General features: G+C 62.3%; 25 protein-coding genes and 1 tRNA gene. 16 read left to right on the forward strand and 10 right to left on the reverse strand.

Annotation, left to right across the window (positions count from 1 at the left end; genetic code table 11):
- Positions 1-34: 34 nt before the first annotated feature.
- Positions 35-922, reverse strand: coding sequence for an SDR family oxidoreductase (locus AC1DOG_RS02310; protein ID WP_477926659.1), 888 nt, complete (start codon positions 920-922; stop codon positions 35-37).
- Between the two features lie 123 nt (positions 923-1,045).
- On the opposite strand from AC1DOG_RS02310, the gene AC1DOG_RS02315 reads away from it, so the two are divergent.
- Complete coding sequence (locus AC1DOG_RS02315) at positions 1,046-1,465, forward strand: winged helix-turn-helix transcriptional regulator (protein ID WP_477926660.1); 420 nt, start codon at positions 1,046-1,048, stop codon at positions 1,463-1,465.
- Positions 1,466-1,518: 53 nt separating this feature from the next.
- Here the strand turns inward: AC1DOG_RS02315 and AC1DOG_RS02320 are convergent, their stop codons facing one another.
- The 4 genes from AC1DOG_RS02320 to AC1DOG_RS02335 all read right to left on the reverse strand — a co-directional run bounded on the left by AC1DOG_RS02320 (position 1,519) and on the right by AC1DOG_RS02335 (position 5,187).
- Positions 1,519-2,730, reverse strand: a complete 1,212-nt coding sequence (locus AC1DOG_RS02320) for an MFS transporter (protein ID WP_477926661.1) — start codon at positions 2,728-2,730, stop codon at positions 1,519-1,521.
- Between the two features lie 71 nt (positions 2,731-2,801).
- Positions 2,802-3,419: a TetR/AcrR family transcriptional regulator gene (locus tag AC1DOG_RS02325; protein ID WP_477926662.1), complete on the reverse strand. Its 618-nt coding sequence runs from the start codon at positions 3,417-3,419 to the stop codon at positions 2,802-2,804.
- 66 nt (positions 3,420-3,485) lie between these two features.
- Positions 3,486-4,403, reverse strand: a complete 918-nt coding sequence (locus tag AC1DOG_RS02330) for a bifunctional helix-turn-helix transcriptional regulator/GNAT family N-acetyltransferase (protein ID WP_477926663.1) — start codon at positions 4,401-4,403, stop codon at positions 3,486-3,488.
- Between the two features lie 67 nt (positions 4,404-4,470).
- Positions 4,471-5,187, reverse strand: coding sequence for an aspartate/glutamate racemase family protein (locus AC1DOG_RS02335; RefSeq protein WP_477926664.1), 717 nt, complete (start codon positions 5,185-5,187; stop codon positions 4,471-4,473).
- Between the two features lie 284 nt (positions 5,188-5,471).
- Between AC1DOG_RS02335 and AC1DOG_RS02340 the strand changes: the two genes are divergently transcribed.
- Positions 5,472-6,734: an NAD(P)/FAD-dependent oxidoreductase gene (locus AC1DOG_RS02340; protein ID WP_477926665.1), complete on the forward strand. Its 1,263-nt coding sequence runs from the start codon at positions 5,472-5,474 to the stop codon at positions 6,732-6,734.
- Between the two features lie 155 nt (positions 6,735-6,889).
- On the opposite strand, the gene AC1DOG_RS02345 is transcribed toward AC1DOG_RS02340, so the two are convergent.
- A complete protein-coding gene (locus tag AC1DOG_RS02345; RefSeq protein WP_289726736.1) occupies positions 6,890-7,936 on the reverse strand; it encodes an NAD(P)-dependent alcohol dehydrogenase in 1,047 nt (348 codons plus the stop codon).
- A gap of 218 nt (positions 7,937-8,154) precedes the next feature.
- On the opposite strand from AC1DOG_RS02345, the gene AC1DOG_RS02350 reads away from it, so the two are divergent.
- The 3 genes from AC1DOG_RS02350 (at position 8,155) to ilvC (ending at position 10,911) form a co-directional block, all read left to right on the forward strand.
- Positions 8,155-9,057, forward strand: a complete 903-nt coding sequence (locus AC1DOG_RS02350) for an AraC family transcriptional regulator (RefSeq protein WP_477926666.1) — start codon at positions 8,155-8,157, stop codon at positions 9,055-9,057.
- Between the two features lie 105 nt (positions 9,058-9,162).
- Complete coding sequence (locus tag AC1DOG_RS02355; protein WP_183794365.1) at positions 9,163-9,831, forward strand: TetR/AcrR family transcriptional regulator C-terminal domain-containing protein; 669 nt, start codon at positions 9,163-9,165, stop codon at positions 9,829-9,831.
- A gap of 60 nt (positions 9,832-9,891) precedes the next feature.
- Complete coding sequence (ilvC, locus tag AC1DOG_RS02360) at positions 9,892-10,911, forward strand: ketol-acid reductoisomerase (RefSeq protein ID WP_018900336.1); 1,020 nt, start codon at positions 9,892-9,894, stop codon at positions 10,909-10,911.
- 241 nt (positions 10,912-11,152) lie between these two features.
- Here ilvC and AC1DOG_RS02365 read toward each other — a convergent pair whose 3' ends face one another.
- On the reverse strand, positions 11,153-11,410 hold the full coding sequence (locus AC1DOG_RS02365; RefSeq protein WP_112425912.1) for a GlsB/YeaQ/YmgE family stress response membrane protein: 258 nt from the start codon (positions 11,408-11,410) through the stop codon (positions 11,153-11,155).
- 143 nt (positions 11,411-11,553) lie between these two features.
- On the opposite strand from AC1DOG_RS02365, the gene AC1DOG_RS02370 reads away from it, so the two are divergent.
- A complete protein-coding gene (locus tag AC1DOG_RS02370) occupies positions 11,554-12,045 on the forward strand; it encodes a YidB family protein (RefSeq protein WP_112982571.1) in 492 nt (163 codons plus the stop codon).
- A 74-nt stretch (positions 12,046-12,119) separates the two neighbouring features.
- On the opposite strand, the gene AC1DOG_RS02375 is transcribed toward AC1DOG_RS02370, so the two are convergent.
- Positions 12,120-13,220: a branched-chain amino acid aminotransferase gene (locus AC1DOG_RS02375; RefSeq protein ID WP_477926667.1), complete on the reverse strand. Its 1,101-nt coding sequence runs from the start codon at positions 13,218-13,220 to the stop codon at positions 12,120-12,122.
- Positions 13,221-13,421: 201 nt separating this feature from the next.
- Between AC1DOG_RS02375 and AC1DOG_RS02380 the strand changes: the two genes are divergently transcribed.
- On the forward strand, positions 13,422-14,645 hold the full coding sequence (locus AC1DOG_RS02380; RefSeq protein WP_477926668.1) for an aminotransferase-like domain-containing protein: 1,224 nt from the start codon (positions 13,422-13,424) through the stop codon (positions 14,643-14,645).
- A gap of 19 nt (positions 14,646-14,664) precedes the next feature.
- Here AC1DOG_RS02380 and AC1DOG_RS02385 read toward each other — a convergent pair whose 3' ends face one another.
- Positions 14,665-15,723 (reverse strand): aldo/keto reductase, encoded by a 1,059-nt coding sequence (locus AC1DOG_RS02385; protein WP_477926669.1) that lies wholly within the window; start codon positions 15,721-15,723, stop codon positions 14,665-14,667.
- Positions 15,724-15,891: 168 nt separating this feature from the next.
- Here AC1DOG_RS02385 and AC1DOG_RS02390 point away from each other — a divergent pair, with 168 nt between their 5' ends.
- The 7 genes from AC1DOG_RS02390 to AC1DOG_RS02420 all read left to right on the forward strand — a co-directional run bounded on the left by AC1DOG_RS02390 (position 15,892) and on the right by AC1DOG_RS02420 (position 22,698).
- Positions 15,892-16,869: an ABC transporter substrate-binding protein gene (locus AC1DOG_RS02390; protein ID WP_477926670.1), complete on the forward strand. Its 978-nt coding sequence runs from the start codon at positions 15,892-15,894 to the stop codon at positions 16,867-16,869.
- 10 nt (positions 16,870-16,879) lie between these two features.
- On the forward strand, positions 16,880-18,574 hold the full coding sequence (locus tag AC1DOG_RS02395; RefSeq protein ID WP_477926671.1) for an ABC transporter permease: 1,695 nt from the start codon (positions 16,880-16,882) through the stop codon (positions 18,572-18,574).
- Entirely contained in the window at positions 18,562-19,590 is a 1,029-nt protein-coding gene (locus AC1DOG_RS02400) for an ABC transporter ATP-binding protein (RefSeq protein ID WP_477926672.1), read from the forward strand. Before AC1DOG_RS02395 ends, AC1DOG_RS02400 begins: the two co-directional genes overlap by 13 nt.
- 70 nt (positions 19,591-19,660) lie before the next feature.
- Positions 19,661-20,770: an endonuclease/exonuclease/phosphatase family protein gene (locus AC1DOG_RS02405; RefSeq protein WP_477926673.1), complete on the forward strand. Its 1,110-nt coding sequence runs from the start codon at positions 19,661-19,663 to the stop codon at positions 20,768-20,770.
- A gap of 11 nt (positions 20,771-20,781) precedes the next feature.
- The gene (locus AC1DOG_RS02410) at positions 20,782-21,522 is read left to right on the forward strand and encodes an NUDIX hydrolase (protein WP_477926674.1); all 741 of its coding nucleotides are present in this window, start codon (positions 20,782-20,784) and stop codon (positions 21,520-21,522) included.
- A 65-nt stretch (positions 21,523-21,587) separates the two neighbouring features.
- Positions 21,588-22,499: a PhzF family phenazine biosynthesis protein gene (locus AC1DOG_RS02415; protein WP_477926675.1), complete on the forward strand. Its 912-nt coding sequence runs from the start codon at positions 21,588-21,590 to the stop codon at positions 22,497-22,499.
- A gap of 123 nt (positions 22,500-22,622) precedes the next feature.
- Positions 22,623-22,698 (forward strand) — tRNA-Lys (locus AC1DOG_RS02420).
- Between the two features lie 280 nt (positions 22,699-22,978).
- On the opposite strand, the gene AC1DOG_RS02425 is transcribed toward AC1DOG_RS02420, so the two are convergent.
- A complete protein-coding gene (locus AC1DOG_RS02425; RefSeq protein WP_477926676.1) occupies positions 22,979-24,163 on the reverse strand; it encodes an MFS transporter in 1,185 nt (394 codons plus the stop codon).
- Between the two features lie 232 nt (positions 24,164-24,395).
- Between AC1DOG_RS02425 and AC1DOG_RS02430 the strand changes: the two genes are divergently transcribed.
- Together AC1DOG_RS02430 and AC1DOG_RS02435 are read left to right on the forward strand one after the other, a co-directional pair.
- Complete coding sequence (locus AC1DOG_RS02430) at positions 24,396-25,160, forward strand: TIM barrel protein (protein WP_477926677.1); 765 nt, start codon at positions 24,396-24,398, stop codon at positions 25,158-25,160.
- A gap of 165 nt (positions 25,161-25,325) precedes the next feature.
- Positions 25,326-26,552, forward strand: coding sequence for an adenylate/guanylate cyclase domain-containing protein (locus tag AC1DOG_RS02435; RefSeq protein WP_477926678.1), 1,227 nt, complete (start codon positions 25,326-25,328; stop codon positions 26,550-26,552).
- Positions 26,553-26,706 lie beyond the last annotated feature (154 nt).

Raw genomic sequence — 26,706 nt, forward strand, 5'->3', positions numbered from 1 at the left:
TGCGGAGCGGGTTGTGGCTTCAGGGAACGCGTTGTCAGGCGACGAGCGCTGCCTTGTTGGCCACGAAGTAGTCCTTCAGCGACTGCGGCTGCTTGCCGGTCAGTTTGGTGAAGTCCTCGGTCACGTGATCGAAATTGCCGGCGCGGACATTGGCGTCGGCCGAAACCAGCATGTCAGCGACAAAGTCGGGAAGACCGGCGCCGAGCAGGCCCTGGCGCAGCTGGTCGTCGGTCACCTTCACGGCCGCAAGCGGCTTGCCGGCGGCTTGCGAGATGGCGGCGGCGATCTCATCGGCGGAAAGCGACTGTGCGCCCGTCAGCGTGTAGGTGGCGCTGTCCTTGGTGCCCGATGCGAGCGCCGCGGCGGCTGCAAGGGCGCAATCGTCGCGCGAAATGTTCGGAACCTTGCCGTCGCCCGATGCCGTGTACCAGCTGCCGCCCTGAAGATTGTGCGGCATGGAGTGCATGTAGTTGTCGAGATACCAGGCGTTGCGGATGATCGTGTAGGGCAGGCCGCTTGCCTTTACGGCGTTTTCGGTGCCGAGGTGATCGGGCGCGAAGGTCACGAGCGATTTGTCGGGTGAAGGCATCGAGGTGTAGGCGATGTGCTTGACGCCGGCCTTGACGGCAGCGGCGACGGCTGTCGTGTGCTGCTTCAGGCGCTGGCCGGGAACGGCGAGCGCGTCGGTGCTGATGATGAGCACGCGGTCGACGCCCTTGAAGGCTGCTTCCAGCGAGGCGGCGTCGTCGAAATCGGCCTTGCGGGTCTGGACGCCCTTGGCGGCAAGGTCGGCCAGCTTGGAGGTGTCGCGGCTGGCGGCGATCAGGTTGGACGCGGGAACCTTGTAGGTCTCAAGCAGATGATGGATGACGCGCTGGCCGAGCTGTCCGGCGGCACCGGTGATGAGGATCGTTTCGCTCATGTCTGTAAACCTCTAGGTTCGATTGCTGGTCTCGAAAAGAGACTAGGGCTAAAATAGGGATTGACCGGCAGCTGTAAAGGAGGCAGTTTTTGCGCCGTAAGTTACCAAAAGGGAACCAGCAGAATGGCCGGCACCGTCGTCAACCTGAAGAGCAGGGCCGAGCCGCGCGTGCGGAACGAGGTCGATCTCTCCAAGCTCGATTTCAACAATTGCCCGGTGCGGGACATGATGCAGCAGATCGGCGGCAAGTGGGCAACGCTGATGCTGGAGGCACTGTCGCAGCGGCCTTATCGCTTTGGCGAACTTCGCCGGATGATCCCGGATATTTCACAGCGCATGCTGACGCAGACGCTGCGCGACCTGCAGCGCGACGGCTATATCGAGCGTGAGGTGTTTCCGACCAAGCCGCCGAGCGTCGAGTACCGGATGACGGACCTCGGAACCTCGCTCTATCAGACGCTGGCGCTGCTGTTGAACTGGGCGGAGAACAACCATGAGGCCGTTCGCTCCGCCCGGGTCAAGTTCGACGCATCAGGTGTGTGACGCTTGCGTGCCTTGTGGCACGAAGTGAAGCGTCACGCCGTTCCCGATACTGATCAGCGTTTCCGCAGCCCTTCCGTGAGGAAAAGCAGGAAGGCGAGGCTGGGGAAGCAGAGGCCGATCCAGGCGGCCAGCGTCCAGCCGCCGGTGGCGAATGCCCAGCCGCCGATTGCAGAGCCGAGCGCACCGCCGGCGAAGAAGGTTGCCATGAAGAGGCCGTTAAGGCGGCTGCGGTGCTCCGGGCCGATCGCGTAGATCGCCCTCTGGCCGACCACCAGATTGGTCGTCACCCCGAAATCGAGAATGATCGCGGCCGCTGTCAGTAGCGTCAGTGCGAGTGCTGAACCGTCGGTCGCGAAGTGGCTGATCAGGAAGGCAGTGATGCCGCAGAGCATGGCGATGGTCGAGGCGATCTTGGTGAGGCCACGATCGGCGAGGCGGCCGGCGATCGGCGAGGCGATGGCGCCGGCGGCACCTGCAAGCGCGAAGAGCGCGATGCCGTTCTGCGTCAGGCCGAAGGCGGGGCTTGCGAGCAGAAGCGGCGTCGTCGTCCAGAACAGGCTGAAGGCGCCGAACATGCCGGCCTGATAAAGCGCGCGCCGCTGCAGGACGCGGGAATGCAAGGCGAGATGCGCCATGGAGGCGAGCAGCGCGCCGTAGCTCAGCCGCGTGTGCGGGGTGCGGACCGGCAACTGGACGCGCAGGATGGCGGCGAGCAGGATCATGACGACGGCCGAGACGTAGTAGACGTCGTGCCAGGAGGTTGCTTCCGCAAGGAAGCTTGCGACCGGGCGGGCGAGCATGATGCCGCAGAGCAGGCCGCTCATGACATTGCCGACGACGCGGCCGCGCGAGGCATCAGGCGCCATGTTGGCGGCGAAGGGCACGAGGACCTGAACGGCGACCGAGCCCATGCCGATACAGAGCGAGGCGGTCAAGAACATCGTCGGCGCCGTCGACAGCGCGGCGCCGATGAGAGACACGGCCGAGGCGGCAACGAGGATCAGCACCAGCTTGCGGTTTTCCACGAGATCGCCCAGCGGGACGATCAAAAGCAGGCCGAGGCCGTAACCGATCTGCGTCAGCGTGACGATCAGGCCGGTGGCGGCGGGGCTGAAGCCGAGCGAAGCGCTGATCGGGCCGGCGAGCGGCTGGCCGTAATAGAGATTGGCGGCCACGAGCCCGCAGGCGGCGGCGAAAAGGAATGTCATCAAAGGCGAGATCGTTGGCGTGGCAACGGTCTCAGGCGTGGTGGACGAAAGGCTCATGCGGTGCTCCGGGGGCAAACGGATAGTACAGGTGGTTACGAGCGCGGTTTTGCGCGCTCATGGGAAAACGATCAGGTCAGAAGCTTCATCGCCTCACGGGCGACGGCGTCCATGTCGGGCGCTGTGCGGCCGGTCTTGCCGACGATGCGCATGCCTGCGGTCAGGCAAAGCAGGGTGCGCGCGGTGGCTTCGACATCGAGCGTGGCGGAAATGGAGCCATCGCTCTGGCCGAGGCGGATGAGTTCAACCAGGTGGGTTTCATTGGCATCGAAGGCATCCGCGATACGTTGCGCGGCTTCGTCGTCGAAGATCGCGAGCTCGTTGGCGCTGCCGACCACGAGGCATCCTCGCGTACCGCACTCGCCATGGGAGGATGATGCATAGGACACCAGAAGTTCGCGGACCTTTTCGCGGCCCGTGGCGACGTCTTTCAGGCGTGCGTCGAGCAGGGCGAGGCGAATGCGCCGATAGCGGTCGAAGGCTGCGAGGAATATGCCGCGCTTGTCCTTGAATGCCTTGTAGACGCTGCCTGAGGTCAGCTGCATCGCCTCGGTCAGGTCGCTGATCGAGGCGGCGTGATAGCCGCGCTCGGAAAAGACGTCGAGCGCCTTGCCAAGCGCTGCGTCCATATCGAATTCACGCGGGCGTCCGCGCGCTCGGCTGGTGTCGATGAGTGCGTGTGTCGTCATGGATCGGTTTATTAGGAAATGATCGTTTCCAAATCAAGCCGAAAACTTGCGGTTTCGCAATTTAGTCTAAAGATCGAGAACCCAGGTCTGCCCGTTGAGCTCGGGGCCGAACATGCGGTGTTTCTCCTCGGATACGAGCTGGAAGCCAGCCTTGACGTAGATGTTGCGGGCGGCGCTCAGGACATCGTTGGTCCAGAGCGAGATCTGCCGGTATCCCTTGGCCCGCGCGAAGCGGATGCACTCGTCGACCAATGTCTTTCCAAGGCCAAGCCCGCGCGCCGATTTGTCGATATAGAGGAGCCGTAGCTTGGCAACGCCGTCGCCGCCGTTGGTCATCAGCACGGAGCCGATGTTGACGCCGCCGCGCTCTGCGATCCAGGCGTATTCCATGGCCGGATCGAAATTGGTGAGGAAGCGTCCCGCGACTTCGGCAACGAGCCCCTCGAAGCGCATGTCCCAGCCATATTCCTCGCTGTAGAACTTCGCCTGGCTCTCCACGATCCAGCCGATATCGCCGGGGCGATGAGGGCGGATGACCAGGGGCGGCAGCGTGGCTTCGGGGTCGAGCAGGGACCTGATCGTCTTCATCGCCGCGACGACGTTCTGCGGTTCGCCTGATGCCAGCTTCTCGAAGCGCCCGGCGATTTGCGCATTGGAGCGGTCGACGAGTTCCTGGAAATGCGCGCGTCCCTGATCGGTGACAGAGATGAGCTGGCTGCGCCGGTCGTCGGGATCAGGCGTCGTCTCCATCAAGCCTTCGGCCTTGAAGCGCTTGAGGATACGGCTGAGATAGGCAGGGTCGAGGTGCAGGTCGCGGACCAAAGCCACGGCGCTGACGCGTTCCTGCGAGCCCACTTCGAAGAGGACGCGCGCGTCGGTCAGCGTGAACTGGGTGTCGAGATAGGCCTTGTTCAGGACCCCCAGGAAGTTGGTGTAGAAGCGGTTGAAGTCGCGGGCGGCGTCGATGAGGGCGGAATCAGACATGGATCAGGTCTCCTATTGGGAGACCATGTCCTTTAATTAATTGACTGAGTCAACTAAATTGTTGCGGCTAGGCGACCGACTTTCGTGTGGCTTGATCGCCCAGGGCAAAATCGACGGCGGCTTTGGCGTGGATCTTCGTGGTGTCGAAGCCGGGCAGGGGCAGGTTGTCCGGATCGAGAATCAGGCAGATCTCGGTGCAGCCGAGGATGATGCTGTCGGCGCCCTTGGCGCGTTCGCGCTCGATGATCTCGAAGAGCTTTTCGCGTGAGCTATCTAGGATCTGACCGGCGCAGAGTTCGTTGAAGATGATGTCGTGAACAGTGGTGCGGTCTTCCTGATCCGGCACCATGATGTCGAGCCCGAGGCTTTTCACGCGGTCGGTATAGAAGCCGTGCTCCATAGTGTAACGCGTGGCGAGCAGCAGCGGGCGACGGCATCCGGCGGCCTTCAGCGCTGCCGCGGTCTCATCGATGATGTGGATCAGCGGGACGGTGATGCGCTCGGCGACAGGGCCGGCGACGAGGTGCATGGTGTTGGTGCAGATCAGGACGCAGCCGGCGCCGGCCGATTGCAGGCGTGCCGCGACGTCGCCGAGCCGTTTGCCGGCGGCATCCCAATCGCCGGCTTTCTGCATCGCGACGATCTCGTCGAAATTTACGGAATGCATCAACAGTTCGGCCGAAGCGAAGCCGCCCAGGCGATCGCGAACCATCTCATTGATCAGGCGATAGTAGACGGCGGAGCTTTCAAAGCTCATGCCACCGATCAGGCCGATTGTCCGCATTCGATGCTCCTCCTTCTGCTGCTGCGTCTTTGCGACGAGCGTTCTTCTGGCGGTCGCCCGCTTTAGGGCGCATCATGCAAATAACGGGCGGAATTGCCAGCCGATCCTGTTCTTTTGTATGGGTAAATGCCGCATTTGGGATCGTGCATGTCGTCGCGCCAGCCCGCGCGCTGATTGGTCGCAGTCCCGTCAACGCAGGTTAGCTATGCTGAAACGGTGGTTGAAACGGGGCTAGGGAAGATGACATTGGTCAATTCTTATGCAAATTACCAAAAGGGTAGATTATGGCCGATCATCACGTCGTCGTTGTTGGAGGGGGCTTTGGAGGGCTGCAACTCGTAAACGACCTTAAAGGCGCTGGTGTCCGCATTACGCTTGTCGATCGGCGCAATCACCATCTGTTCCAGCCCCTGCTATACCAAGTCGCCACAACGATTTTGTCGACCTCCGAGATCGCCTGGCCGATCCGCCATCTCTATAGCGACCGCCCCGAAGTGACGACGCTGCTCGGCGATGTCTCGGGCGTCGATACCGGCACGAAGTCGGTCACGCTGCGCGATGGCAACGTCCTGAAATACGATACGCTGGTGCTTGCCACGGGCGCGACCCATGCATATTTCGGTCGCGACGACTGGGCGCCGGTGGCGCAGGGCCTGAAGACGCTCGAGGACGCGACGACGATCCGGCGCCGTGTGCTCCTGGCCTTCGAAAAGGCGGAGACGGCACTTGATCAGGCCGAGCGCGACGCGCTTCTGACCTTCATCATCATCGGTGCCGGCCCGACCGGCGTGGAGCTTGCCGGCATCATCGCCGAACTCGCCCATAAGACGCTGCCGAAGGAGTTCCGCAATATCGACACGCGCAAGGCCAAGGTCATCCTCGTGGAGGCCGGACCGCGGGTCTTGCCGACCTTCGTGCCGGAACTGTCCGAATATGCCTTGAAGGCGCTCAACGATCTTGGCGTCGAGGTTCGGCTTGGAAAGCCGGTTACCGAGTGCACGGCCGAGGGTGTGCAGATCGGCGAGGAGTTCATCCCGAGCCGGACGATCAGCTGGGCGGCCGGCGTTCAGGCATCGCCTGCCGCGAAGTGGTTGGGCATCCCGGCCGACCGCGCCGGCCGCGCGATCGTCGAGAAGGATCTGACGGCGCCGGGCCTGCCCGAGGTCTTCGTCATCGGCGATACCGCTTCGGTGACGCAGGAGAGCGGCGCGCCGGTGCCGGGCGTCGCACCCGCCGCCAAGCAGCAGGGCGCCTTCGTCGCCAAGGTCATCCACGCACGGATGAAGGGCAAGACGCCGCCGGCCTTCAAATACAGGCACCAGGGAAGCCTGGCGACGATCGGCCGGAGTGCGGCGATCGCCGATTTCGGAAAGATCAAGCTCAAGGGCGGTCTCGCCTGGTGGATCTGGGGCATCGCCCATATCTACTTCCTGATCGGCACGCGTTCGCGCTTTTCGGTCGCCTGGAGCTGGCTGTGGATCTTCCTCAGCGGCCAGCACAGCGCCCGCCTGATCACGCAGCGCGAGACCATTGCGGACGAGAAGTAAGTCTCGCCCGAAGATTTGCGACGACCATTCCAAAGCCTCCGGTGCGAACCGGGGGCTTTTCTGTTTCCTGTAGCGGCCACGAAAAAAAGCCCCCGCCGGATGACGGGGGCTTCGGTTTTCGACTGATGGGGCGGGCGAACCCGCTATTCGTTCGATCAGGCTGCCAGCGAGGCGATGTCGATGACGAAGCGGTAGCGAACGTCGCTCTTCAGCACGCGTTCGTAGGCTTCGTTGACGTCCTGGATGTTGATCTTCTCGATTTCCGAGACGATGTTGTGCTCGCCGCAGAAATCCAGCATTTCCTGGGTTTCCTTGATCGAGCCGATCATCGAGCCGGCCAGCGTGCGGCGGGCCGGGATGATCGAGAAGGCGTGGACCGGGACGGCATTTTCCGGAACACCGAGCAGGACCATCGTGCCGTTGACCTTCAGCAGGTTCAGGTAGGCGTTCCAGTCGATCTCGGCGGAAACGGTGCACAGGATCAGGTCGAAGGTGCCTGCGAGCTTTTCGAAGGTCGAAGCATCAGACGTTGCGTAGTATTCCTTGGCGCCGAGCTTCAGGCCGTCTTCCTTCTTCGACAGCGACTGCGAGAGGACGGTGATATCGGCACCCATCGCGGAGCCGATCTTGACGCCCATGTGGCCGAGGCCACCCATGCCGACGATGGCGACCTTCTTGCCGGGGCCGGCATTCCAGTGCTTCAGCGGCGAGTAGAGGGTGATGCCGGCGCACAGAAGCGGCGCGGAGGCGTCGAGCGGCAGGTTGCCGGGGATCGACAGCACGTAGTCTTCCCTGACGACGATCGAGTCGGAGTAGCCGCCCTGCGTTGCCGTCTTGCCGTCGCGATCGACGCTGTTGTAGGTGCCGACGAGGCCCGGCATGTACTGCTCGTTGTCGAGGTCGCGGGTTGCGCAGCCGACGCAGCTGTCGACGAAGCAGCCAACGCCGACGTGATCGCCGACCTTGAACTTGGTGACGTTGGCGCCGACGGCCGAAACGACGCCGGCGATTTCGTGGCCCGGTACGATCGGGTAGACGGCATTCTTCCATTCGTTGCGAACGGTGTGAATGTCGGAGTGGCAGATGCCGGCGTACTTGATGTCGATGACGACGTCATCCGCGTTCGGGTCCCGACGTTCGAAGGTGAACGGCGTCAGCGGCTTGGATGCATCGGTAGCGGCGTAGCCTCTTGCGATTGGCATGGGAAGTATCCTTCTTTGGCGGGGTGGAAAGGGATGGTGCCCTTATGCGCCAGCAAGGGCACGCAGCGTTAGAGCGATCCTCTCGTGTTCTTGCACGATCCTGCAAAAGTGCTGGAGACCTGTAAAAGTGACTGGGGCGGTATTTGCGGTCATGCAAATCCATCCTAGATAAGCAGTCCAAACGGCAGGCAAGCCGTTTTCACCGGAAAGTGCGACTGATGACCTTGCTGTTTAACCGCTACCAGGAGATCGCTTCGATCGCGGGACGCTTCGCGCTTGGCGACGGAGAAGTGCAGACGGGGATCGAGGGGCTGGGGATCAGCCGCCGCACGACGCCCAGCGCGCCTTGCCATGGCAGCTACCGACCCTGTTTCGCCATGGTAATCCAGGGGGCGAAAAGCCTGCAGCTCGGCACCGATACCATCAATTACGGGGCAGGTGACTATCTGCTTACGTCGGTCGACCTGCCGGTCGCATGGCGGGTGGTGGAGGCGAGCGCCGAGGTTCCGCATCTTTGCATCACGCTTGCGATCAACAGCGAAAAGCTGCTTCATCTGCTCAGCCGTTCGACCATACAGCGCAGCGCGGCACCGCCATCGGGCCAGCGCGGCATTGTCGTCAACGTGGCGACGCCGGAGCTGCTGGATGCGGCGGTCAGGCTTCTGCGCTTGCTTGATAGTCCAGCGGATATCGCGGCGATGGCGCCGCTGATCGAGCAGGAAATCCTCTATCGCATCCTGACGGGACCGGCGGGCGACCAAGTGATCGATATCGCGATCGCCGACAGGCAAGGCAACCGGATCGCCCGGGCGATCGCCTGGCTGCGCGAAAATTTCGCGCGGACACTGCGCATTGAAGAGCTGGCCGAGCACGTCAACATGAGCGTCTCGTCGTTCCATCATCATTTCAAGTCGATCACGGCGATGACGCCGGTGCAGTATCAGAAGCAGATCCGGCTTCATGAAGCACGGCGGCTTATGCTGATCGAGCGGCTGGATGCCGGCACCGCCGGGCACCGTGTCGGATACCAGAGCCCGTCACAGTTCAGCCGCGAATATAGCCGTCTATACGGGCTGTCGCCGGCGCGTGATGTGGATGCCGTGCTGAACGCTGCCGAATAAACAAGCGCGGCACGCCGAAAATTTATGCTTCTGCCTTTTGCTGGCTCTTGACGAGTGGGTGCTTCTAGGCGATAAGCGCTCAAGAACCGTACCGTACGGTACTTATTGGGAGCGAATGTCGTGTCTGTCGAAAACTTGGAGCCCAGCGAATTTTCGCCGCGCCAGAACGCCGTTCTGGAGCAGGCGCTGCGGTTGCTCGTCGATGGCGGCGAAAAGGCGCTGACGACATCGGGCGTCGCGCGCGCGGCCAACTGCTCCAAGGAAAGCCTCTACAAGTGGTTTGGTGACCGCGACGGCCTGCTGTCTGCGATGATCGCCTATCAGGCGAGCAAGGTGCGCACCTTCGAGCGCAACGGCGAGCGGCTGACATCGGCCAGCCTGCACGACCATCTCGTTATTTTCTCGCGTGATCTGCTCGAGGTTCTGGCCGGTGACGTGTCGCTGGCGCTGAACCGGCTGGCGATCGGCCAGTCGCCGCGCGACGGCTCGAAGCTCGGCAAGCTCTTGCTCGAGCGCGGCCGCCGGCAGATCGACCGCCGCGCCATGGGCCTCATCGATTCCGGCAAGCGGGCAGGGCTGCTGCGCTTCAACGATGCCGACGAAGCCTATCACACACTCTACGGCCTGATCGTTTCCGACCTGCATGTGCGCATGCTGCTCGGGGATACCACGGGCGTTACGGATACCGCGCGCCAGGCGGAAAAGGCGGTGACCGCCTTCCTCCGGCTCTACGGGACGGAGAAGGCGCTGGCCGACATGCCGGCCGTCGTCTGACGACCAAGTTTTACCGAATACTGACAGTCTACAAGACAAGCAAAGGGAAGGACAATTCAAATGCGCGTCTATTACGATCGTGATGCAGACCTCAACCTCATCAAGTCCAAGAACGTCGTCATCGTCGGCTACGGCTCCCAGGGTCGCGCCCACGCGCTGAACCTGAAGGACAGCGGTGCTGCCAACGTCGCCATCGCGCTGAAGGCCGGTTCGCCGACCATCAAGAAGGCCGAAGCCGACGGCTTCAAGGTCATGACCGTTGCCGACGCCGCCAAGTGGGGCGACCTGATCATGATGGCGACGCCTGACGAACTGCAGGCCGACATCTACAAGGCCGACATTGCCGGCAACATCCGCGACGGCGCCGCCATCGCATTCGCACACGGCCTCAACGTTCACTTCGGCCTGATCGAGCCGAAGGCTTCGCTCGACGTCGTCATGATCGCACCGAAGGGCCCGGGCCACACGGTTCGCGGCGAATACCAGAAGGGCGGCGGCGTTCCCTGCCTCGTTGCCGTTCATCAGAATGCTTCGGGCAACGCTCTTGAACTCGCTCTCTCCTACGCCTGCGGCGTCGGCGGCGGCCGTTCGGGCATCATCGAAACCAATTTCCGCGAAGAGTGCGAAACCGACCTCTTCGGCGAACAGGTCGTTCTGTGCGGCGGTCTCGTCGAACTGATCCGCGCCGGCTTCGAAACGCTGACGGAAGCTGGCTACGCGCCTGAAATGGCCTACTTCGAGTGCCTGCACGAAGTGAAGCTCATCGTCGACCTGATCTATGAAGGCGGTATCGCCAACATGAACTACTCGATCTCGAACACGGCAGAGTGGGGCGAATACGTCACCGGTCCGCGCATCATCACCGAAGAAACCAAGGCCGAGATGAAGCGTGTCCTCAAGGACATCCAGACCGGCAAGTTCACCTCGGACTGGATGCAGGAATACCGTGCCGGCGCTGCCCGCTTCAAGGGTATCCGCCGCGTCAACGACGAGCATCCGATCGAAGAAGTCGGCGCCAAGCTGCGCGGCATGATGCCTTGGATCGGCAAGAACAAGCTGGTCGACAAGGCTGTCAACTAATCTCTTCTGCTATCGCAGATATGGAGGCCGGTGCGAAAGCGCCGGCCTTTTACTTTTGTTGGGGTTCTTGCCGCGGCACTCTCCACACTTCACCTCATCCCGGCCTTGTGCCGGGATCCAGCAACATCGCGTCTGCGATGCGAAAGAGTCTTTTCAACCCAAGGACTTGGGTTGGCTGGATTCCTGTGACAAGCACAGGAATGAGGGTGTGAGGGCGGCGACGCCTGATGTCGCAGGCCCGTCACACCGAACGCCGGCCACTCACCGCATGATACAGCCATAGCACGACGACCGCGCCGATGACGGCGACGACGAGGCTGTAGATGTTGAAGCCGGTGACGCCGGAGGCGCCGAAGAAGGTGAAGATGACGCCGCCGACGATGGCGCCGACGATCCCCAGCACGATGTCCATCAGCATGCCGGAACCGGTCTTGTTGACGATCTTGCTGCCGATGAAGCCGGCGATCAGCCCGAGAATAATCCACCCGATGACGGACATCTTGTCTTCCCCTCCTTGAATGGGCGGACAATCCGACCATCTTTCAGCATCAGCTAAAGTTGTCATGGCGGAATTCAAGGCTCGGTCGGGCCTCATGTTGTGTTTTTGCTCTTCGTTTCAAAACAACACCGAAGGAGAATGACATGGGATTGTTTGATGATGCCGTTCCCGGTGGGAACATCTCGAAGCCGATCATGATCGCGCTTGGCGCGCTTCTCGTCGGCAAGCTGCTTGGCGCCGGTGGCAAGAGCGAGCCGGAACAGCCACAACAGCCGAACCAGCAAGCCAATGCCGGCGCAGACGATGGCGGGCTGCTGGGCAATCTCGGAGGACTGGCGGGCAGCCTGGGTGGTCTCGGCGGTTTGGGCGGATTGCTCGGCAAGCTCGCCGAGGCAGGGCAGGGGTCGGTTGCCGATTCCTGGGTGAAGCCTGGACAGAACCAGCCGATCGCGCCCGGCAATCTGGAAAGCGCGCTCGGCTCGCAGACGATCAGCGATCTGGCGCGCCAGGCGGGGATCAGCGAGCAGGAGCTTTTGGCCCAGCTTTCCAAGGTTCTGCCTGGTGTCGTCGACAAGCTGACGCCGCAGGGGCAGATCCCGAGCCAGGCGCAGATCGCGGCACTTCTGCGGTCCTGATTACCCGACATGAAAAGGCCGGCGGAGGTGAAAACCTTGCCGGCCTTTCGTAGTGATCGGATCTATCCGGTGGCTTACGCCATGATGCGGCGGGTCCAGCCGCGCTGGTCGTTGGTGACGCCCTTCTGAAGGCCGACCAGTTCGTTACGCAGTTCCGTCGTCAGCTTGCCGGTCTCGCCGTTGCCGACCTTGAACTCGCCGCCTGCGTGGCGGACGAGGCCGATGCCGGCGAGCACGGCGGCGGTGCCGCAGGCAAAGGCTTCGACCAGCTTGCCGCTCGCCGCGTCAGCCTGCCACTCCGCGAAGGAGTAGGGGCGCTGCTCGACCTTGAGGCCTTTTTCTTCCGCGAGAACGATGACCGAGGCGCGGGTGATGCCCGGCAGGATGGTACCGCCGAGCGGCGGGGTGACAACGGTGCCGTCGTTCATCACGAAGAAGACGTTCATGCCGCCGAGTTCTTCGACCCAGCGATGTTCGGCCGCATCGAGGAACACGACCTGATCGCATTCCTTCTTGGCAGCCTGCGCTTGGGCGACGAGGCTGGCTGCATAGTTGCCGCCGCATTTGGCGGCACCCGTGCCGCCGGCGGCAGCGCGCGTGTATTCGGTCTCGACCCAGAGCGATACGGCCTTGGCGCCGCCCTTGAAGTAGGCGCCGACAGGCGAGGCGATGACGCAGAAGATATATTCCTGCGCCGGGCGTACGCCGAGGAAGGCCTCGTTGGCGAACATGAAGGGACGCAGATAGAGGCTGCCGTCGCCCGAGGGAATCCAGTTCTTGTCGATACGGACAAGCTCTTCGACTGCCTTGAGGAACAGGTCTTCGGGCACCGGCGGCATGGCCATGCGCTCTGCCGACTGGTTGAAGCGGCTGGCGTTCTGTTCCGGGCGGAAGAGGAGGATGCGGCCGTCATCGGCCTTGTAGGCCTTCATGCCCTCGAAGATTTCCTGGGCGTAGTGCAGGACGGCGCTGGCCGGATCGAGTTCCAGCGGGCGGCGCGGCGTGACCTTGGCATCGTGCCAGCCCTTATCCGCGGTCCATTTCGCCAGCACCATGTGATCGGTGAAGACCTTGCCGAAGCCTGGCGTTTCGAGGGCCTTGGTGCGGTCCGCGTCGGAGACCGGCGAGGTATGGAATTCGATCTTGATTTCGGGAGTATTCGACGACGCGGTCATTTCCGGGCACCTTCATAGCCTGTTTGATTTCGGCGGCGACACTACTGCCGCAGCGTGTGCTTTGCAAAGGCCGATTTCGCCGGCTTTCGCATTAAAAGACCCGAAAATTGTCACGGTAGCAAACAAATAGGTCAGCAATGTTGACTTATCATTTATTGCGTGGTCTTGTCCAGTAAAGACAAAAAATTTCGAGGAAACCCCATGCTGAATTGGGAAAACATCTTTGCAACCCGCTCGTCGCGCATGCGCGCTTCGGAGATTCGCGAGCTTCTGAAGCTTCTCGACCAGCCCGACATCATTTCGTTCGCAGGCGGAATTCCCGATCCGGCGCTGTTTCCGGACAAGGAGTTCAAGCAGGCCTATTCTGATATCTTCGACAGCACTGCGGTCAATTCGGCCCTGCAGTATTCGGTGAGCGAAGGTTACAAGCCGCTGCGTGAATGGCTGGTGGGCGAGATGGGCAAGCTCGGCATTGCCTGCGGCCTCGACAACGTCTTCATCGTTTCCGGCTCGCAGCAGGGGCTCGATTATCTCGGCAAGCTGTTCCTGTCGCCCAACGACACGGCGCTGGTGACGTGGCCGACCTATCTCGGCGCGCTGCAGGCATTCAACGCCTATGAGCCCGCCTACGACCAGCTGACGCCCAACGGCAACCGCACGCCGGCGTCCTACCAGGCGCAGGCCAAGGAAGCCGGTGGCAAGGTGAAGTTCGCCTATCTCTCCGCCGACTTCTCCAATCCGACCGGCGAGACCGTCGACCTTGAGGGCCGCAAGAAGCTGATCAAGCTCGCCGACGAGATGGACATCGCCATCATCGAGGACGCGGCCTATCAGTCGCTGCGCTATGACGGCGAGGCGGTCGCGCCGATCCTGTCGCTGGAGATCGCCGAGAAGGGCGATATCGACAAGACCAGGACGATCTATTGCGGATCGTTCTCCAAGACGCTGGCGCCCGGCCTGCGCGTCGGCTTCATCGTCGCCAACGCGCCTGTCATCCGCAAGCTGGTGCTGATGAAGCAGGCGGCCGATCTGCATTCCTCGACGATCAACCAGATCGCCATCGCCGAGGTCGCACGCAAGGGTTTCGACGCCCAGGTCGCCAAGATCAAGGCGGCCTACAGCAAGCGTCGCGACGCGATGCTGTCGGCACTCGAAAAGCACATGCCGGAGGGCGTGAGCTGGACGAAGCCGGAGGGCGGCATGTTCGTCTGGGTGACGTTGCCGAAGGGCATGGACGGCGCCAAGCTGCTGGCGAAATCGATCGAGACCGTCAAGGTCGCCTTCGTGCCGGGCCGCGCCTTCTTTGCCGATGGTTCGGGCGATAACACCTTGCGCATGAGCTTCTCGTCGAGCAACGAGGAGAAGATCGAGGAAGGTATCGCGCGGCTTGGAAAGCTGATCGCGGGCGAGATCGGCGGCCAATAAGCCGCCGACCGTTTCGGTCTTATTGATTGAGGTGCGGGCCGAGCAAGGATAGATCGGCCTCGCCAAGCCTGTCGCTGGCGGTATTGCGCTGGTGCCAGTAAGGATAGAGCAGCTGCGGCAGGCTGACATCGTCGAGCCGCTTGCGCTCTTCCGCCGACAGTTTCAGGTCTGCCGCCGCCAGATTATCCTTGAACTGCGCCTCCGTGCGCCCGCCGATAATCACCGACGTCACCGCCTGGCGACCAAGGAGCCAGGCGAGTGCCACCTGGGCCGCCGAGACGTTGCGGCTTTCGGCGATCGACACCAGCGTTTCCACGATATTCCACAGGCGGTCCTCGTCGCGGATCGGCGGTTCGGTCCAGCCGGCGAACTGGCGGGTGCCCTCGGGTGCCGCCTGGTTGCGGCGGTGCTTGCCCGACAGAAGACCGCCGGCGAGCGGGCTCCAGACCAGCACGCCCAGCCCCTGGTCGAGGCTGATCGGCAGCAACTCGAATTCGGCGTCGCGTGCTTCCAGCGTGTAGTGGATCTGCTGGCTGACAAAGCGCTCGCGGTGTTCGCGCTCGCTGATCCCCAGCGCCTTCATGATGTGCCAGCCGGAGAAGTTGGAGCATCCGACGTAGCGGACCTTGCCCTGCTTCACGAGCGTATCCAGCGCCTCCAGCGTTTCCTCTAGCGGCGTCTGGCCGTCCCATTCGTGCACCTGGTAGAGGTCGATGACATCGGTCTTCATGCGCTTGAGGCTGGCTTCGCAGGCGCTGATCAGGTGGTAGCGCGAATTGCCGGCGTCGTTCGGGCCTTCGCCCATCGGGAATCGCGCCTTGGTGGCGATCAGCGTGCCGTTCTTCCTGACGCCGCCGAGAATCTCGCCGATGATCTCCTCGGATGCACCCGCCGAATAGACGTCTGCCGTATCGATCAGGTTGACGCCGGCGTCGATGCACATGTCGACCAGACGGCGGGCCTCGGAAACGCCGAGGTCGCCCACGGTCTTTGCCCAGCCCTTGCCGCCGAAGGTCATGGTGCCCATGGTGAGCGTCGAAACCCTGAGGCCCGAACGGCCCAATTGACGATATTCCATAAGACTTCCTCCTGTCCTGAAATCGAAAATCAAAACGCGGGCTAGAAGATAGGGGTGAGGTGATGGGGTCAAGGGGCGGACGGCCCGTGATTGGCAAATGCCAACTGTCACAATCGTGTTAATCCAGCTGTCTAATGAACGGGCCTTCCATCACCGAGGGCATTATCCATGAAGACCATCGTTTCCGCCGCAGCCCTTCTCGCTGCAAGCCTGTTCGCCATCCCGGCATCCGCCGAAAACCTGGTGCTCTACACCAGCCAGCCGAACGAGGATGCGCAGGCAACCGTCGATGGCTTCATGGCCGCCAACCCCGATATCAAGGTCGACTGGGTGCGCGACGGCACGCCGAAGATCATGGCCAAGCTGCAGGCCGAGATCGAGGCCGGCAATCCGGTTGCCGACGTTCTCCTGATTGCCGACACCGTCACGCTCGAGCGCCTCAAGGAAGCCGGCAAGCTGATGGCGTACAAGTCGCCTGAGGCCGCCAACTACGACGCCTCGCTGTTCGATGCCGACGGCTACTACTATTCGACCAAGCTGATCACGACGGGCATCATCTACAACACGTCGGCCTCGCTGAAGCCGACGAGCTGGAAGGACCTGACGAAGCCGGAAGCCAAGGGCCTCGTCACCATGCCGAGCCCGCTGACCTCAGGTGCCGCACTCATCCACGCGCAGACACTTGCCGGCGTCGATGGCTTGGGCTGGGACTTCTACAAGGATCTGGCCGCAAACGGCGCCACCGCTGCCGGTGGTAACGGCGGCATCCTCAAGGCCGTCGCTTCGGGCGAGAAGGCCTATGGCATGATCGTCGACTACATGCCGATCCGCGAAAAGGCCAAGGGCGCGCCGATTGAGTTCGTCTTCCCGACGGAAGGTGTTTCGGCCGTAACCGAGCCGGTCGGTATCCTCGCCAGCGCCAAGAACGCCGACGCGGCCAAGAAGTTCGTCGATTACGTGCTCTCCGAAAAGGGCCAGGAAGGCTTCGTCAAGCTCGGCTATATCCCTGCTCGCAACGGCATGAAGCTTCCAGAAGGCTTCCCGGCACGTGACACGATCAAGGTACTGCCGATCAACGCCGCCGCCGCGCTGAAGAACACTGATGCCGACCTGAAGACCTTCTCGGGCATCTACGGCTCGAACTGATCTCATTTCGATGTACGGATATGTGCGTCCCGGAAACAGCCAGCCCGTCTGGCTGTTTCCTTTTATCGTTCTGATCGTTCTCGTCCTCAGCGTTCTGCCGCTTGCGCGGCTGGCGATGACGGGTGTTGCCGCGCTCGCCAATGGCGGCGCGATCGCGGTTCTGTCCGATCCGGCGCTCTGGTCGGCGACCTATTACACGCTCGTCACCGCCGTCCTGGGCACCATCATCTCGCTCGCGATCGGCTGCGCCTTCGCCTTCCTGCTGACGCTTACCGATATCAGGGCCAAGGGGTTCATCAGCTTTCTCTTCGTGCTGCCTATGATGATCCCGCCGCAGGTGACGGCACTTGCCTGGGTGCAGATGTCGGGGCCGTCGAGCCCGCTTCTGAAGGCGTTGCATATCGCGCCGCCGCTGGGCTCGCCGCAGCCGCTCTATTCGATCGGCGGCATTGCGCTGCTTTACGGCGTGCAGCATGCGCCGCTGGTCTATCTGGCGCTGCGGGCGAGCCTGATGTCGCTGCCGCGTGACGGGGTCGAGGCGGCGCGTCTTTCGGGTGCATCCAGTTTCCGGGTGTTTCGCGACATCATCCTGCCGCTGTCGCTGCCTGGTATTATCGCGGGCGCGGCGATCTCCTTCGTGTCCTGCACCGGCAATTTCGGCATTCCCGCCATTCTCGGCATCCCGGCCTCGATCTATACGCTGCCGACGCTGATCTTCACCAAGTTCTCGGCCTTCACCAGCCGCACCTTCGGCGACGTGGCGCTACTCTCGGCGATCATCGCGATCATCTCGGTGGCGGGGCTCGCCATTCAGGACCGGGCGCTGCGCGGGCGCGACTATCGCGTGCTCGGTCTTTCCGGCGCGACCGCCACCTTCGAGCTCGGATACTGGAAGCTCTTGTTTGCGCCGGTGCTCTGGATTGTCATCTTCTTCATGCTGGCCGCACCCTTCTTCGCGCTGCTCGCCGGCGCCCTTGTGCCGGCCTATGGCGTGCCCTTGACCTTCAAGACGATGACGTTCCATGCCTTCTCCGAGATCCTGTTCAAGCAGGCGGTGACGCGGACGGCCTTCGTCAATTCGTTGTCGCTGGCGGCGGGGACTGCGATATGTCTCCTTGTGCTGACTGTGCTCACTGCCTATGCGCTGACGCGGCGCAGGGACATGCTCGGGCGCGTCGTCGCCAGTGTCATCGAGATCCCGTATTCGCTGCCGGGGATCGTCGTCGCGGTGTCGTTCATTCTGGTCTTCGCGGCACCGATCCCGCTGATCAACGTGACGATCTACGGCACGGTGTGGATCATCCTGATCGCCTATCTCTCGAGCTTCTTCGCGGTCAGCCTCAAGCCCGTGGTCAGCGCCTTCCACCAGCTCGATCCGGCGCTGGAGGAGGCGGCGCGGCTGTCGGGGGCGGGGTTCTTCCGGAGGCTGAAGGATATCATCGTGCCGCTGATCGCGCCGGCGGCCGGTGCCTCGGTGATCCTCGTCTTCCTGATCGCCTGCAACGAGCTCACCATCTCGGCGCTGCTCTGGTCGGCGGGTACGCAGACGCTCGGCGTCGCGATTTACAATCTCGATGACAGCGGCAGCTCCGATCTCGCTTCGGCGCTGTCGGTGCTCGTCGTTCTCATGGTCGTTTTCATGATGCTGCTTCTGGAACTGATGGCAAAGCGGCTGCCGAAGGGAGTTGTGCCGTGGCGAAACTGATCCTCAATCGCGTCGCCAAGGATTTCGGTACCGGTCGTGCCGCCGTCTCAAACCTCTCGATCGACGTGCGCGAGGGCGGCTTCCTGGCGCTGCTCGGGCCGTCCGGCTGCGGCAAGACGACGGTGCTGCGCATGATCGCCGGTTTCGAGACGCCGACCGATGGGTCGATCCATCTCGGCGAGCGGCTGCTCGCCGACGCTTCGCAATCGCTGCCGCCGGAAAAGCGCAACATGGCGATGGTGTTCCAGTCCTATGCGCTCTGGCCGCATATGAGCGTTGCCGACAATGTCGGCTATCCCTTGAAGGTGCGCGGGATCTCGGGCGAGGCCTATCGCAAGAAGGTCGGCGAGGCGCTCTCGACTGTCAGGCTCGAAGCCTATGCGGAGCGGCGGCCGGCCGATCTCTCGGGCGGACAGCGGCAGCGTGTGGCTCTGGCACGCTGCCTCGTCACGTCGCCCGACGTGGTGCTTCTCGACGAGCCGCTCGCCAATCTCGACCGGCATCTGAAGCAGGAGATGGAGGAGACGTTTCGCGAGTTCCACCAGCGCTCCGGCGCGACGATGGTCTATGTCACGCACGATCAGAGCGAGGCGATGGCGCTGGCGACCGATGTCGCCGTGATGTCGGAAGGGCAGCTGCTGCAGGTGGCGCCGCCGGATGAGATTTATGCGCGTCCCGAAGGGCGCGTCGTTGGCGGGTTGATAGGCCGTGGGGCTATCGTTTCGCTGAAGTCTCCCGATGGTGACGTTAGGCAACTGGATTGGGCGGCGGTTCTGCCGCTGTTTGCGGGCGAGGGTGTTTCGGCCTCGCGGTCGGATATTCTGGTGCGACAGGAAGATGTCGTTCTCGGCGGCGAGGGGATCGCGGCGACGGTCGAATCCGTGCTCTACGAGGGCGAGCGATATGCCGCCCGGCTGAGGCTTGCGGATGGGCAGATTCTCAGGGCTTTCAGCCGGTCGAAGCTAGCTATCGGCGATGAGGTCCGGGCCATCGTGCGCGGCGCCTGGCGACTATGATCGGCGAAGCGGGCTTTCCGAAGCGGCATTTGCTCTCTAGTGTTGGCGCAAAGCCAACCGGAAGTGCCTGATGTCTTTACGCATTGCCACCTTCAACGTCGAAAACCTCATGACGCGGTTCGACTTCACCGGATTTCGAAACCAGCTGCGCCAAGACCGGGTGATCAAGCTCTTCGAGGTCCACAGCGAGGGCGTCTACCAGCAGCTGGAGCAGGCGCGGGTAATCGCGTCCACCGACGATACAAGGCAGATGACGGCGCTGGCGATTGCCGACGCGGATGCCGATATCCTCTGCCTGCAGGAGATCGACAACATGGAGGCGCTGCAGGCCTTCGAATACGGCTATCTCTTCCGCATGGTCGGCAACGGCTACCGGCAGAAATATCTGGTCGAGGGCAATGACAGCCGCGGCATCGACGTCGCCGTCTTGATGCGCGAGGAAACCCGCGACGGGCAGAAGATCGAGCTGGTCGAGATCAAGAGCCATGCGATGACCACTTATCGCGATCTTGATCTGTTCAACGACGAGCTCGCGGAGCACGCGCATCTCGACGACAAGATTTTCAAGCGTGACTGCCTGGAGCTCGATCTCAGGATCGGCGGCGTGCCGGTGACGCTCTATGTCGTGCACTTCAAGTCGATGGGTGGGCCGCGCGAGGGCGTTGATGGTCGGCGCTACACTATGCCGGTTCGCCGGGCCGAGGCGAAGGCGGTGCGGGGGATCATCGAGAATCGATTCGGAGCCGGTAACACCGACGGCAAGCGCTTCGTCATCTGCGGCGACATGAACGACTACCAAGAGCGCGTCGACGTGATCGGGCGGCGGCGGACGGGCTATTCGTTCAAACATGAGGACGAGAGCGAGAGTGCGCTCGACGAACTCAGCCGCGACGGCTTCGCGGAGAATGTCGTGCGCCGCCGCGATCCCCTCGACCGCTGGACGCTCTACCATGCGCGCGGGCCGGAGGAGCAGTGGCTGTGCCAGCTTGATTACATCTGGCTGTCGCCGGCGCTGGCTAAAACCAATGCCGGGCGCCTGCCGGAGATTATTCGCAACGGCCAGCCTTTCCGCACGGTGTTTCCGCCGGGGCAGGAGGTCGAGCGCTATCCCCGCACCGGCTGGGACCGGCCGAAGGCGTCGGATCATTGCCCTGTCGTGATGGAACTCGATTTGAAATGAATGGATTTGAGATGGATTTTTCTGAGGATTTCGCCGGCTGGCCGGAGCCGCGCACAGTGTTTCCGATCGCGGGCGTCGATCTCAGGGTTCTAGCGGGCGACCATCCGTTCTACAGCGCCAACCGTGAGGCGATCGCCGAGAACTGGGTCAGCGAGACGGCCGCCAATTCGCATCTTTTCGATGGCCGGATGATTTTCCAGAAGCGGCTTTCGCTGACGAGCGACGGCCTTGCGGGCGAGGGGCACATGATTCCCTTCTCCACCTTCATGTATTGGCGCCGGCAGCCGGAGCGGCAGGGCGGTATCCATCTCTTCGCCTATCCCGTCATCGAAAGCAGCGATGGGGCGCTGGTGGCGATCCGCATGGGGGCGCATACGGCCAATCCCGGGCAGGTCTATTTCGCGGCGGGTTCGCTGGAACCTGAGGATACGTTCGACGGGCGCTGCGACCTGGAACACAACATGCGCCGCGAGGTGCTGGAAGAGACCGGGTTCGATCTGCGTGATGCTCAGGCCGGCGACGGATATTTCGCGACCTATCATCGGCGCACGGTCACCGTGCTCAGGATGTTCCGATTCGAGCTCACGGCTGATGAGATCGTCGAGAGGATTCACGCCCACATGCTGGTCGCCGACGACAAGGAAATCGCGGGCGCGGTTGCCATTCGCTCGGCCGATCCGGAGGCCTATTCCTATAACTTCGCGATGCTGCCCGTCATCGACTGGTACTTCCATAAGTCTTCGCTCACCTAACGCCTTGCGCTCGCTCATGCGGTCGGGCAGGTTGGCGACACGAGGATCGATACAAGGAGGCCGATGTGGCGCGCAGCTACAGCGTCTATGACGTATTCACCAATCGCAAGCTGACGGGCAACCCGCTGGCGGTCATCTTCGATGGCGACGATCTGAGCGATGAGGCGATGCAATCCATCGCCAAGGAACTGAACCTTTCCGAAACGGTCTTCGTGCAGGCATCCGGCAATCCCGCCCATGTCGCCAAGATCCGCATTTTCACGCCGGGCCGGGAACTTCCCTTCGCCGGGCATCCGACGGTTGGAACCGCGATCGCGCTCGCGGAACGCATCCATGGCGGCGCGACCATCGATCTTGTCTCTGTGCTGGAAGAAAACGTCGGCCCGGTGCGCTGCGCGGTGCGGCTGAACGAGGGCGAGGCGAGCTTCGCGGAATTCGACCTGCCGCGCAAATCGCAGCAGATCACCATGCCGCTCGATAGAATCGGTATCGGCAAGGCGCTGTCGCTGAAGACGAGCGAGATCGGCTTCGAGAATCACGTTCCGTCGCTGTGGACGGCCGGCGTGCCGTTCCTCTTGGTGCCGGTGCGCGATATCGGCGTGGCCGAGCGGCTGGATTTCGATCCGCAGCTCTGGGAGGCGACCGTGCCCTTCGTCGATGGGGCGCTGGCTTCCGCCTACATTTATTGTCGCGGTGGCGTGAACCACGTCGCGAAATTCCATACGCGGATGTTTGCGAGTGGGATGGGGATCGTCGAGGATCCGGCGACGGGATCGGCTGCAGCGGCACTGTCAGGCGCTATCCATCATTTCGACCGTCTGCCGGACGGTCATCACGACGTCATGATAGAGCAGGGCGTGGAGATGGGGCGCCCGTCGTTTATCCACCTGCATATGGATATCGAGGGTGGGGCGATTTCGAACGCCCGGATCGGCGGCCAGGCGGTGCGGCTTGCGACCGGTACGCTGGACCTTTGATTTCATTGGATTTCGGCAACGCACAAAAAAATCGCGTTTGTTGAAAGAATTTTCGGAAGGGCGCTAGACAAGCCGAACGATCCTGTTTATACGCCCTCTCACACCACGCAACACAGCGCGGACGGGTGATTAGCTCAGTTGGTAGAGCAGCTGACTCTTAATCAGCGGGTCGTAGGTTCGAGCCCTACATCACCCACCATTCTTTCAAAGAAATCAAAGTATTGCAGATGCAACACTCGCTTCGGCGAGTGCCGCCGGGAAGGCGGGGCCTGCACTTTAACCGACGTTTTTTGATCTTCATTCAACCGCGCGAATCACAACGGTCACGCGATCTCTGGCGATGCTGAGAAGCCTGTTCCGGACCGATTCGAATCGGGATTTTTTCGCAGTGCATGATTTGCCGGCTCAGCGATTCGCGGTGCCCTCGCGAACGCCATCGGCGGTCGCGAAAATTCATTTTCCGAGTTTGCCGTCGTTATTTAGGCCGCGCTTCCGGCGCTCGCATCGGTCGGCTGGTCGGCGCGTCTGCGGGTGGGCAGCGACTTGATCGACAGCAGCGCGTAGATGATCAGCGGCAGGCAGATGAGGTAGGCGATGCGCATGCCGGCATGGTCGGCAATAAAGCCGAGCAGTGGCGGCGCCAGGAAGAACACCACGAAGGACATCTGCGCCACGGCCGCGACGTTGACGTGGGACGGGCGATCGGTGCGCTGCGCGGCGGCCGAGACGCTGAGGGGATAGACGGCGCTGCAGCCGGCACCCATGAGGCCGAAGCCGAGCAATGCCACGAAGGGATGCGGTGCCGCCCAGACGGCGATGACGCCGGCCGCTGCCAGCACCAGCAGAACGGTCGCCACGGCGCGTGCGCCAAAGCGATCGACCTGCGGGTCGACCAGCAGGCGGGCGGCGGCCATGAAGAAGGTGAACGAAGTGAGGCCCAGTCCGCCGATGAAGGGTTCGGAATTGAAGACGTCGCGCATGTAGATCGCCGACCAGTCGATGCCGGCGCCCTCGATCAGGAAGGCGGCGATGCCGATGCCGCAGAGCGGCAGCAGGGCTGCCGTCGGCAGCGCGATCAACGGTGCTTTCGCCTCCTCGTGGTGTGTGACGCGCGCGGGCGCATTGCGCATGCCCGAGATGACCCAGGTGCCGACGATGAGCACGAAGGCGAAGGTGACACCAAGATGGATATGCATCGGCACGCCTGCCTGGCGGATCCCCGATGCGGCAAGTGCTGTCAGGAAGAAGCCGAGGCTCCAGAAGCCGTGGGCCCGGTTCATAACGCCGCGACCGAGCTGCGCCTCGATGCGGTCGATCTCGACATTGAGGTTGATTTCCAGCGAGCCGGCCAGCAATCCCTCTAGAATAAGGATGCAGAACACGAGGGGGGCGCTTGCCATCCACGGCACGGTTGCGATCAGCGCCGATGTGCCGAGCACGGTGATGAAGGCCGTCGTGCGGGCGCCCAGGCGCTCGATGATGGGGGAGGCGAAGGTCAGCGCCGTCAGCGCTCCCACGGCCGCGCCGATCAGCGTCAGGCCCAGTTCTGAGCGATCGACGCCGAGCGCCAGCTGCAGGTCCGGCATGCGGGCAAGCAGGGCGCCCATCGATACGGCGAAAAGAAAGAAACAGACATAGATTCGGTGCTGCGGCGCGAGCTGCATTGGTGTCTCCAGGTGGGTATGCGCAGATCGGCGCTGGCAATATCCTAGTTTGGGATTTCGCCGACACAATCAAAAATAAACATGATGCGTGTATTTTGCATGAAAACTATCGCGGTGGTTTGTAATGTAGCGATGCTGAGTCTAATGCTGGCGCGGATGGTGCGGCGCGCTTACAGTCCTTGGAAATTGTCTGGATCGCACCGTCTGCCTTGCTGAAACGAAGTGAGATGTCATGAAGCTTTCTGCCTGTATCGAATGGCTTTTTGCCGATGAAGCCGAGACCTTTGCCGATCGTATCAAGCTGGCGCACCGCCACGGTGTCGAGGCCGTCGAGTTCTGGCGGTGGACCAACAAGGATATCGGCAGCATCGAATGGGCCTTGAACGAGACCGGCATCGAGCTTGCAAGTTTCGTGGCCGAACCGATGATCCCACTCACGGACCGCGCCAACCAGGCGGCGTTTCTCGAGGGGCTGAAGCGGACGATCGAGGTCGCGCGGCGGCTTGGGGCCAGGACGCTGATCGCGCAGGCCGGCGACGATCTCGCCGGCAAATCCCGCGAGGAGCAGCGGGCGGCGCTGACCGAAACGCTGAGCCGGGCCGGCGAGGTGCTTGCGGACAGCGGCGTTCGGCTCGGCGTCGAGCCTTTGAACACGCTGATCGACCATGTCGGCTATTTTCTCGGTTCGACGCGGGAAGGGCTCGATATCGTCAAGGAGACGGGCAGGCCGGAGATCGGGATCATCTACGACATCTACCACTCCGCCGTCATGGGCGAGGATACCGCCACCGTGATCGGCGGCGATATCGACAAGGTCTTCCATGTCCATATCGCCGATCATCCCGGCCGCAACGAGCCGGGGAGCGGCTCGGTCGACCTGAAGGCGCGCGCCGACTGGCTGGTAGCTCAGGGCTATCGCGGCGCTCTGGGGCTGGAGTACCGACCGACACAGGCAAGCGCGCAAACGATCGAGCAAACGCGGCGTCTGCTTGGTTGATCAGAACGTTGGTTGTCCCAAACGCCGGGCCGACCGAAACGTTTTCCGTTAGCTGTTGCCGATAAGGCATTCCATTCCACGACCGGCCACCCCATTTAGCTGGCGTAGGAATGATTTTTTGTTTTGATGTTGAGAAGGCCGCGGGATCTCGCGGAGTGTAGGGCGATGCAATTCCAATCAAACCCGGCTCCACAGCCTTCAGAGCTGAGCGTTGGCCAGTGGCCGAGGCAGAGAACGGCCAGTCTGGACTGGCTGGTCAACGAGACACGCAACGAGCGCTATATCGACAATCTTCTAGTCCAGCTCTGCGACCGGCTGCGCGACGAGGGCATTCCCGTGAGCCGCGCCACGATGCATTTCAGGACGCATCATCCGCAATGGCTGGGCGCGCGCATTCTCTGGAAGACCGGGATGACCGAGGCGAAGATCACCACCTTCGACTACGGCATCGAAACCACGCCTGAGTTCCTGCGAAGCCCCGTCAACGAGATCTTCAGTGGTGCGACAGAGGTGCGCAAGGCTATCGAGGCGCTGCGCCCCGGCGACGGGCATGCCGAATTCTACGACGACCTGAAGCGCGAGGGCGTGACGGAGTACATTGCCTGGCCGATGGAGCATACGCTGGGCAAGCGGCACATCGTGACCTTCGCCAGCGATCGTCCCGGCGGGTTTCTGGAAGAGCATGTCAATTATCTGAAGGACCTGCTGCCGGCGCTGACGCTGGTAACCGAAATCCGGCTGAAGAACATCATGGCGCGCACGCTGTTGCAGACCTATGTCGGTCCGCATGCCAGCGAGCAGATCCTGGCCGGCGCCACGACGCGCGGCAGCGGCGCCACGGTAGAAGCCGCGATCCTGATCTGCGATCTTCGCGATTTCACGACGATTTCCGACCACTGGCCGCGCGACGACGTGATCGAGCTCCTCAACGGCTATTTCGACGCGATGTCGGAGCCGATCGAGAAGCATGGCGGCGAAATTTTGAAGTTCATGGGCGACGGCATGCTGGCGATCTTCCCGCTCAGCAACCCTGAAGCCTGCGAAAATCTGTTGCAGGCGATTAAGACCGCCGAGGCGTCGATGGTCGAGCTCAACGCCGAGAACAAGCGCAAGGGCCGCGAGGTTCTTCGCTATGGGATCGGCGTGCACGTCGGAGAGGTGATGTACGGGAATATCGGATCGCGCCGGCGGCTCGATTTTACCGTGATCGGCCCGGCGGTGAATGTTGCTTCGCGGCTAGAAAGCCTGACGAAGGAGATCAAGCGGCCGGTGCTTCTGTCCCGTGCGTTCGTGGAGATGGCCGGCCAGGAAGACGAGATGGACAGCCTGGGGGCGTTTCCGCTGCGCGGACTTGGCGAACCGGTCGACGTGTTTGCGTTTCCATTGAAGTAGCCGATTGCTTTTGGTGGTCGCGGCGGGCGTTGTTCGGCCCCGCGATCGTCGCAAGTTATTCTTATCCGCGGCAAATTCGCGCTTGTGGCGGTTTTGCTGTTTCTAGCGCGTGCCGCCGGCGCTAGACCATCTCGCAAGATAACCACCATCTGCG

This window comes from Rhizobium sp. 01N48, assembly GCF_056399145.1.

Excerpts from the sequence above, each read along its gene's own strand:
- AC1DOG_RS02435 (WP_477926678.1), top strand. The coding sequence starts at position 25,326 with ATGCAATTCCAATCAAACCCGGCTCCACAGCCTTCAGAGCTGAGCGTT.
- AC1DOG_RS02380 (WP_477926668.1), top strand. The coding sequence starts at position 13,422 with ATGCTGAATTGGGAAAACATCTTTGCAACCCGCTCGTCGCGCATGCGC.
- AC1DOG_RS02340 (WP_477926665.1), top strand. The coding sequence starts at position 5,472 with ATGGCCGATCATCACGTCGTCGTTGTTGGAGGGGGCTTTGGAGGGCTG.
- AC1DOG_RS02335 (WP_477926664.1), bottom strand. The coding sequence starts at position 5,187 with ATGCGGACAATCGGCCTGATCGGTGGCATGAGCTTTGAAAGCTCCGCC.
- AC1DOG_RS02395 (WP_477926671.1), top strand. The coding sequence starts at position 16,880 with ATGTACGGATATGTGCGTCCCGGAAACAGCCAGCCCGTCTGGCTGTTT.
- AC1DOG_RS02345 (WP_289726736.1), bottom strand. The coding sequence starts at position 7,936 with ATGCCAATCGCAAGAGGCTACGCCGCTACCGATGCATCCAAGCCGCTG.
- AC1DOG_RS02425 (WP_477926676.1), bottom strand. The coding sequence starts at position 24,163 with ATGCAGCTCGCGCCGCAGCACCGAATCTATGTCTGTTTCTTTCTTTTC.
- AC1DOG_RS02365 (WP_112425912.1), bottom strand. The coding sequence starts at position 11,410 with ATGTCCGTCATCGGGTGGATTATTCTCGGGCTGATCGCCGGCTTCATC.
- AC1DOG_RS02375 (WP_477926667.1), bottom strand. The coding sequence starts at position 13,220 with ATGACCGCGTCGTCGAATACTCCCGAAATCAAGATCGAATTCCATACC.
- ilvC (WP_018900336.1), top strand. The coding sequence starts at position 9,892 with ATGCGCGTCTATTACGATCGTGATGCAGACCTCAACCTCATCAAGTCC.
- AC1DOG_RS02430 (WP_477926677.1), top strand. The coding sequence starts at position 24,396 with ATGAAGCTTTCTGCCTGTATCGAATGGCTTTTTGCCGATGAAGCCGAG.
- AC1DOG_RS02350 (WP_477926666.1), top strand. The coding sequence starts at position 8,155 with ATGACCTTGCTGTTTAACCGCTACCAGGAGATCGCTTCGATCGCGGGA.
- AC1DOG_RS02410 (WP_477926674.1), top strand. The coding sequence starts at position 20,782 with ATGGATTTTTCTGAGGATTTCGCCGGCTGGCCGGAGCCGCGCACAGTG.
- AC1DOG_RS02310 (WP_477926659.1), bottom strand. The coding sequence starts at position 922 with ATGAGCGAAACGATCCTCATCACCGGTGCCGCCGGACAGCTCGGCCAG.
- AC1DOG_RS02315 (WP_477926660.1), top strand. The coding sequence starts at position 1,046 with ATGGCCGGCACCGTCGTCAACCTGAAGAGCAGGGCCGAGCCGCGCGTG.
- AC1DOG_RS02390 (WP_477926670.1), top strand. The coding sequence starts at position 15,892 with ATGAAGACCATCGTTTCCGCCGCAGCCCTTCTCGCTGCAAGCCTGTTC.
- AC1DOG_RS02330 (WP_477926663.1), bottom strand. The coding sequence starts at position 4,403 with ATGTCTGATTCCGCCCTCATCGACGCCGCCCGCGACTTCAACCGCTTC.
- AC1DOG_RS02320 (WP_477926661.1), bottom strand. The coding sequence starts at position 2,730 with ATGAGCCTTTCGTCCACCACGCCTGAGACCGTTGCCACGCCAACGATC.
- AC1DOG_RS02405 (WP_477926673.1), top strand. The coding sequence starts at position 19,661 with ATGTCTTTACGCATTGCCACCTTCAACGTCGAAAACCTCATGACGCGG.
- AC1DOG_RS02385 (WP_477926669.1), bottom strand. The coding sequence starts at position 15,723 with ATGGAATATCGTCAATTGGGCCGTTCGGGCCTCAGGGTTTCGACGCTC.
- AC1DOG_RS02325 (WP_477926662.1), bottom strand. The coding sequence starts at position 3,419 with ATGACGACACACGCACTCATCGACACCAGCCGAGCGCGCGGACGCCCG.
- AC1DOG_RS02370 (WP_112982571.1), top strand. The coding sequence starts at position 11,554 with ATGGGATTGTTTGATGATGCCGTTCCCGGTGGGAACATCTCGAAGCCG.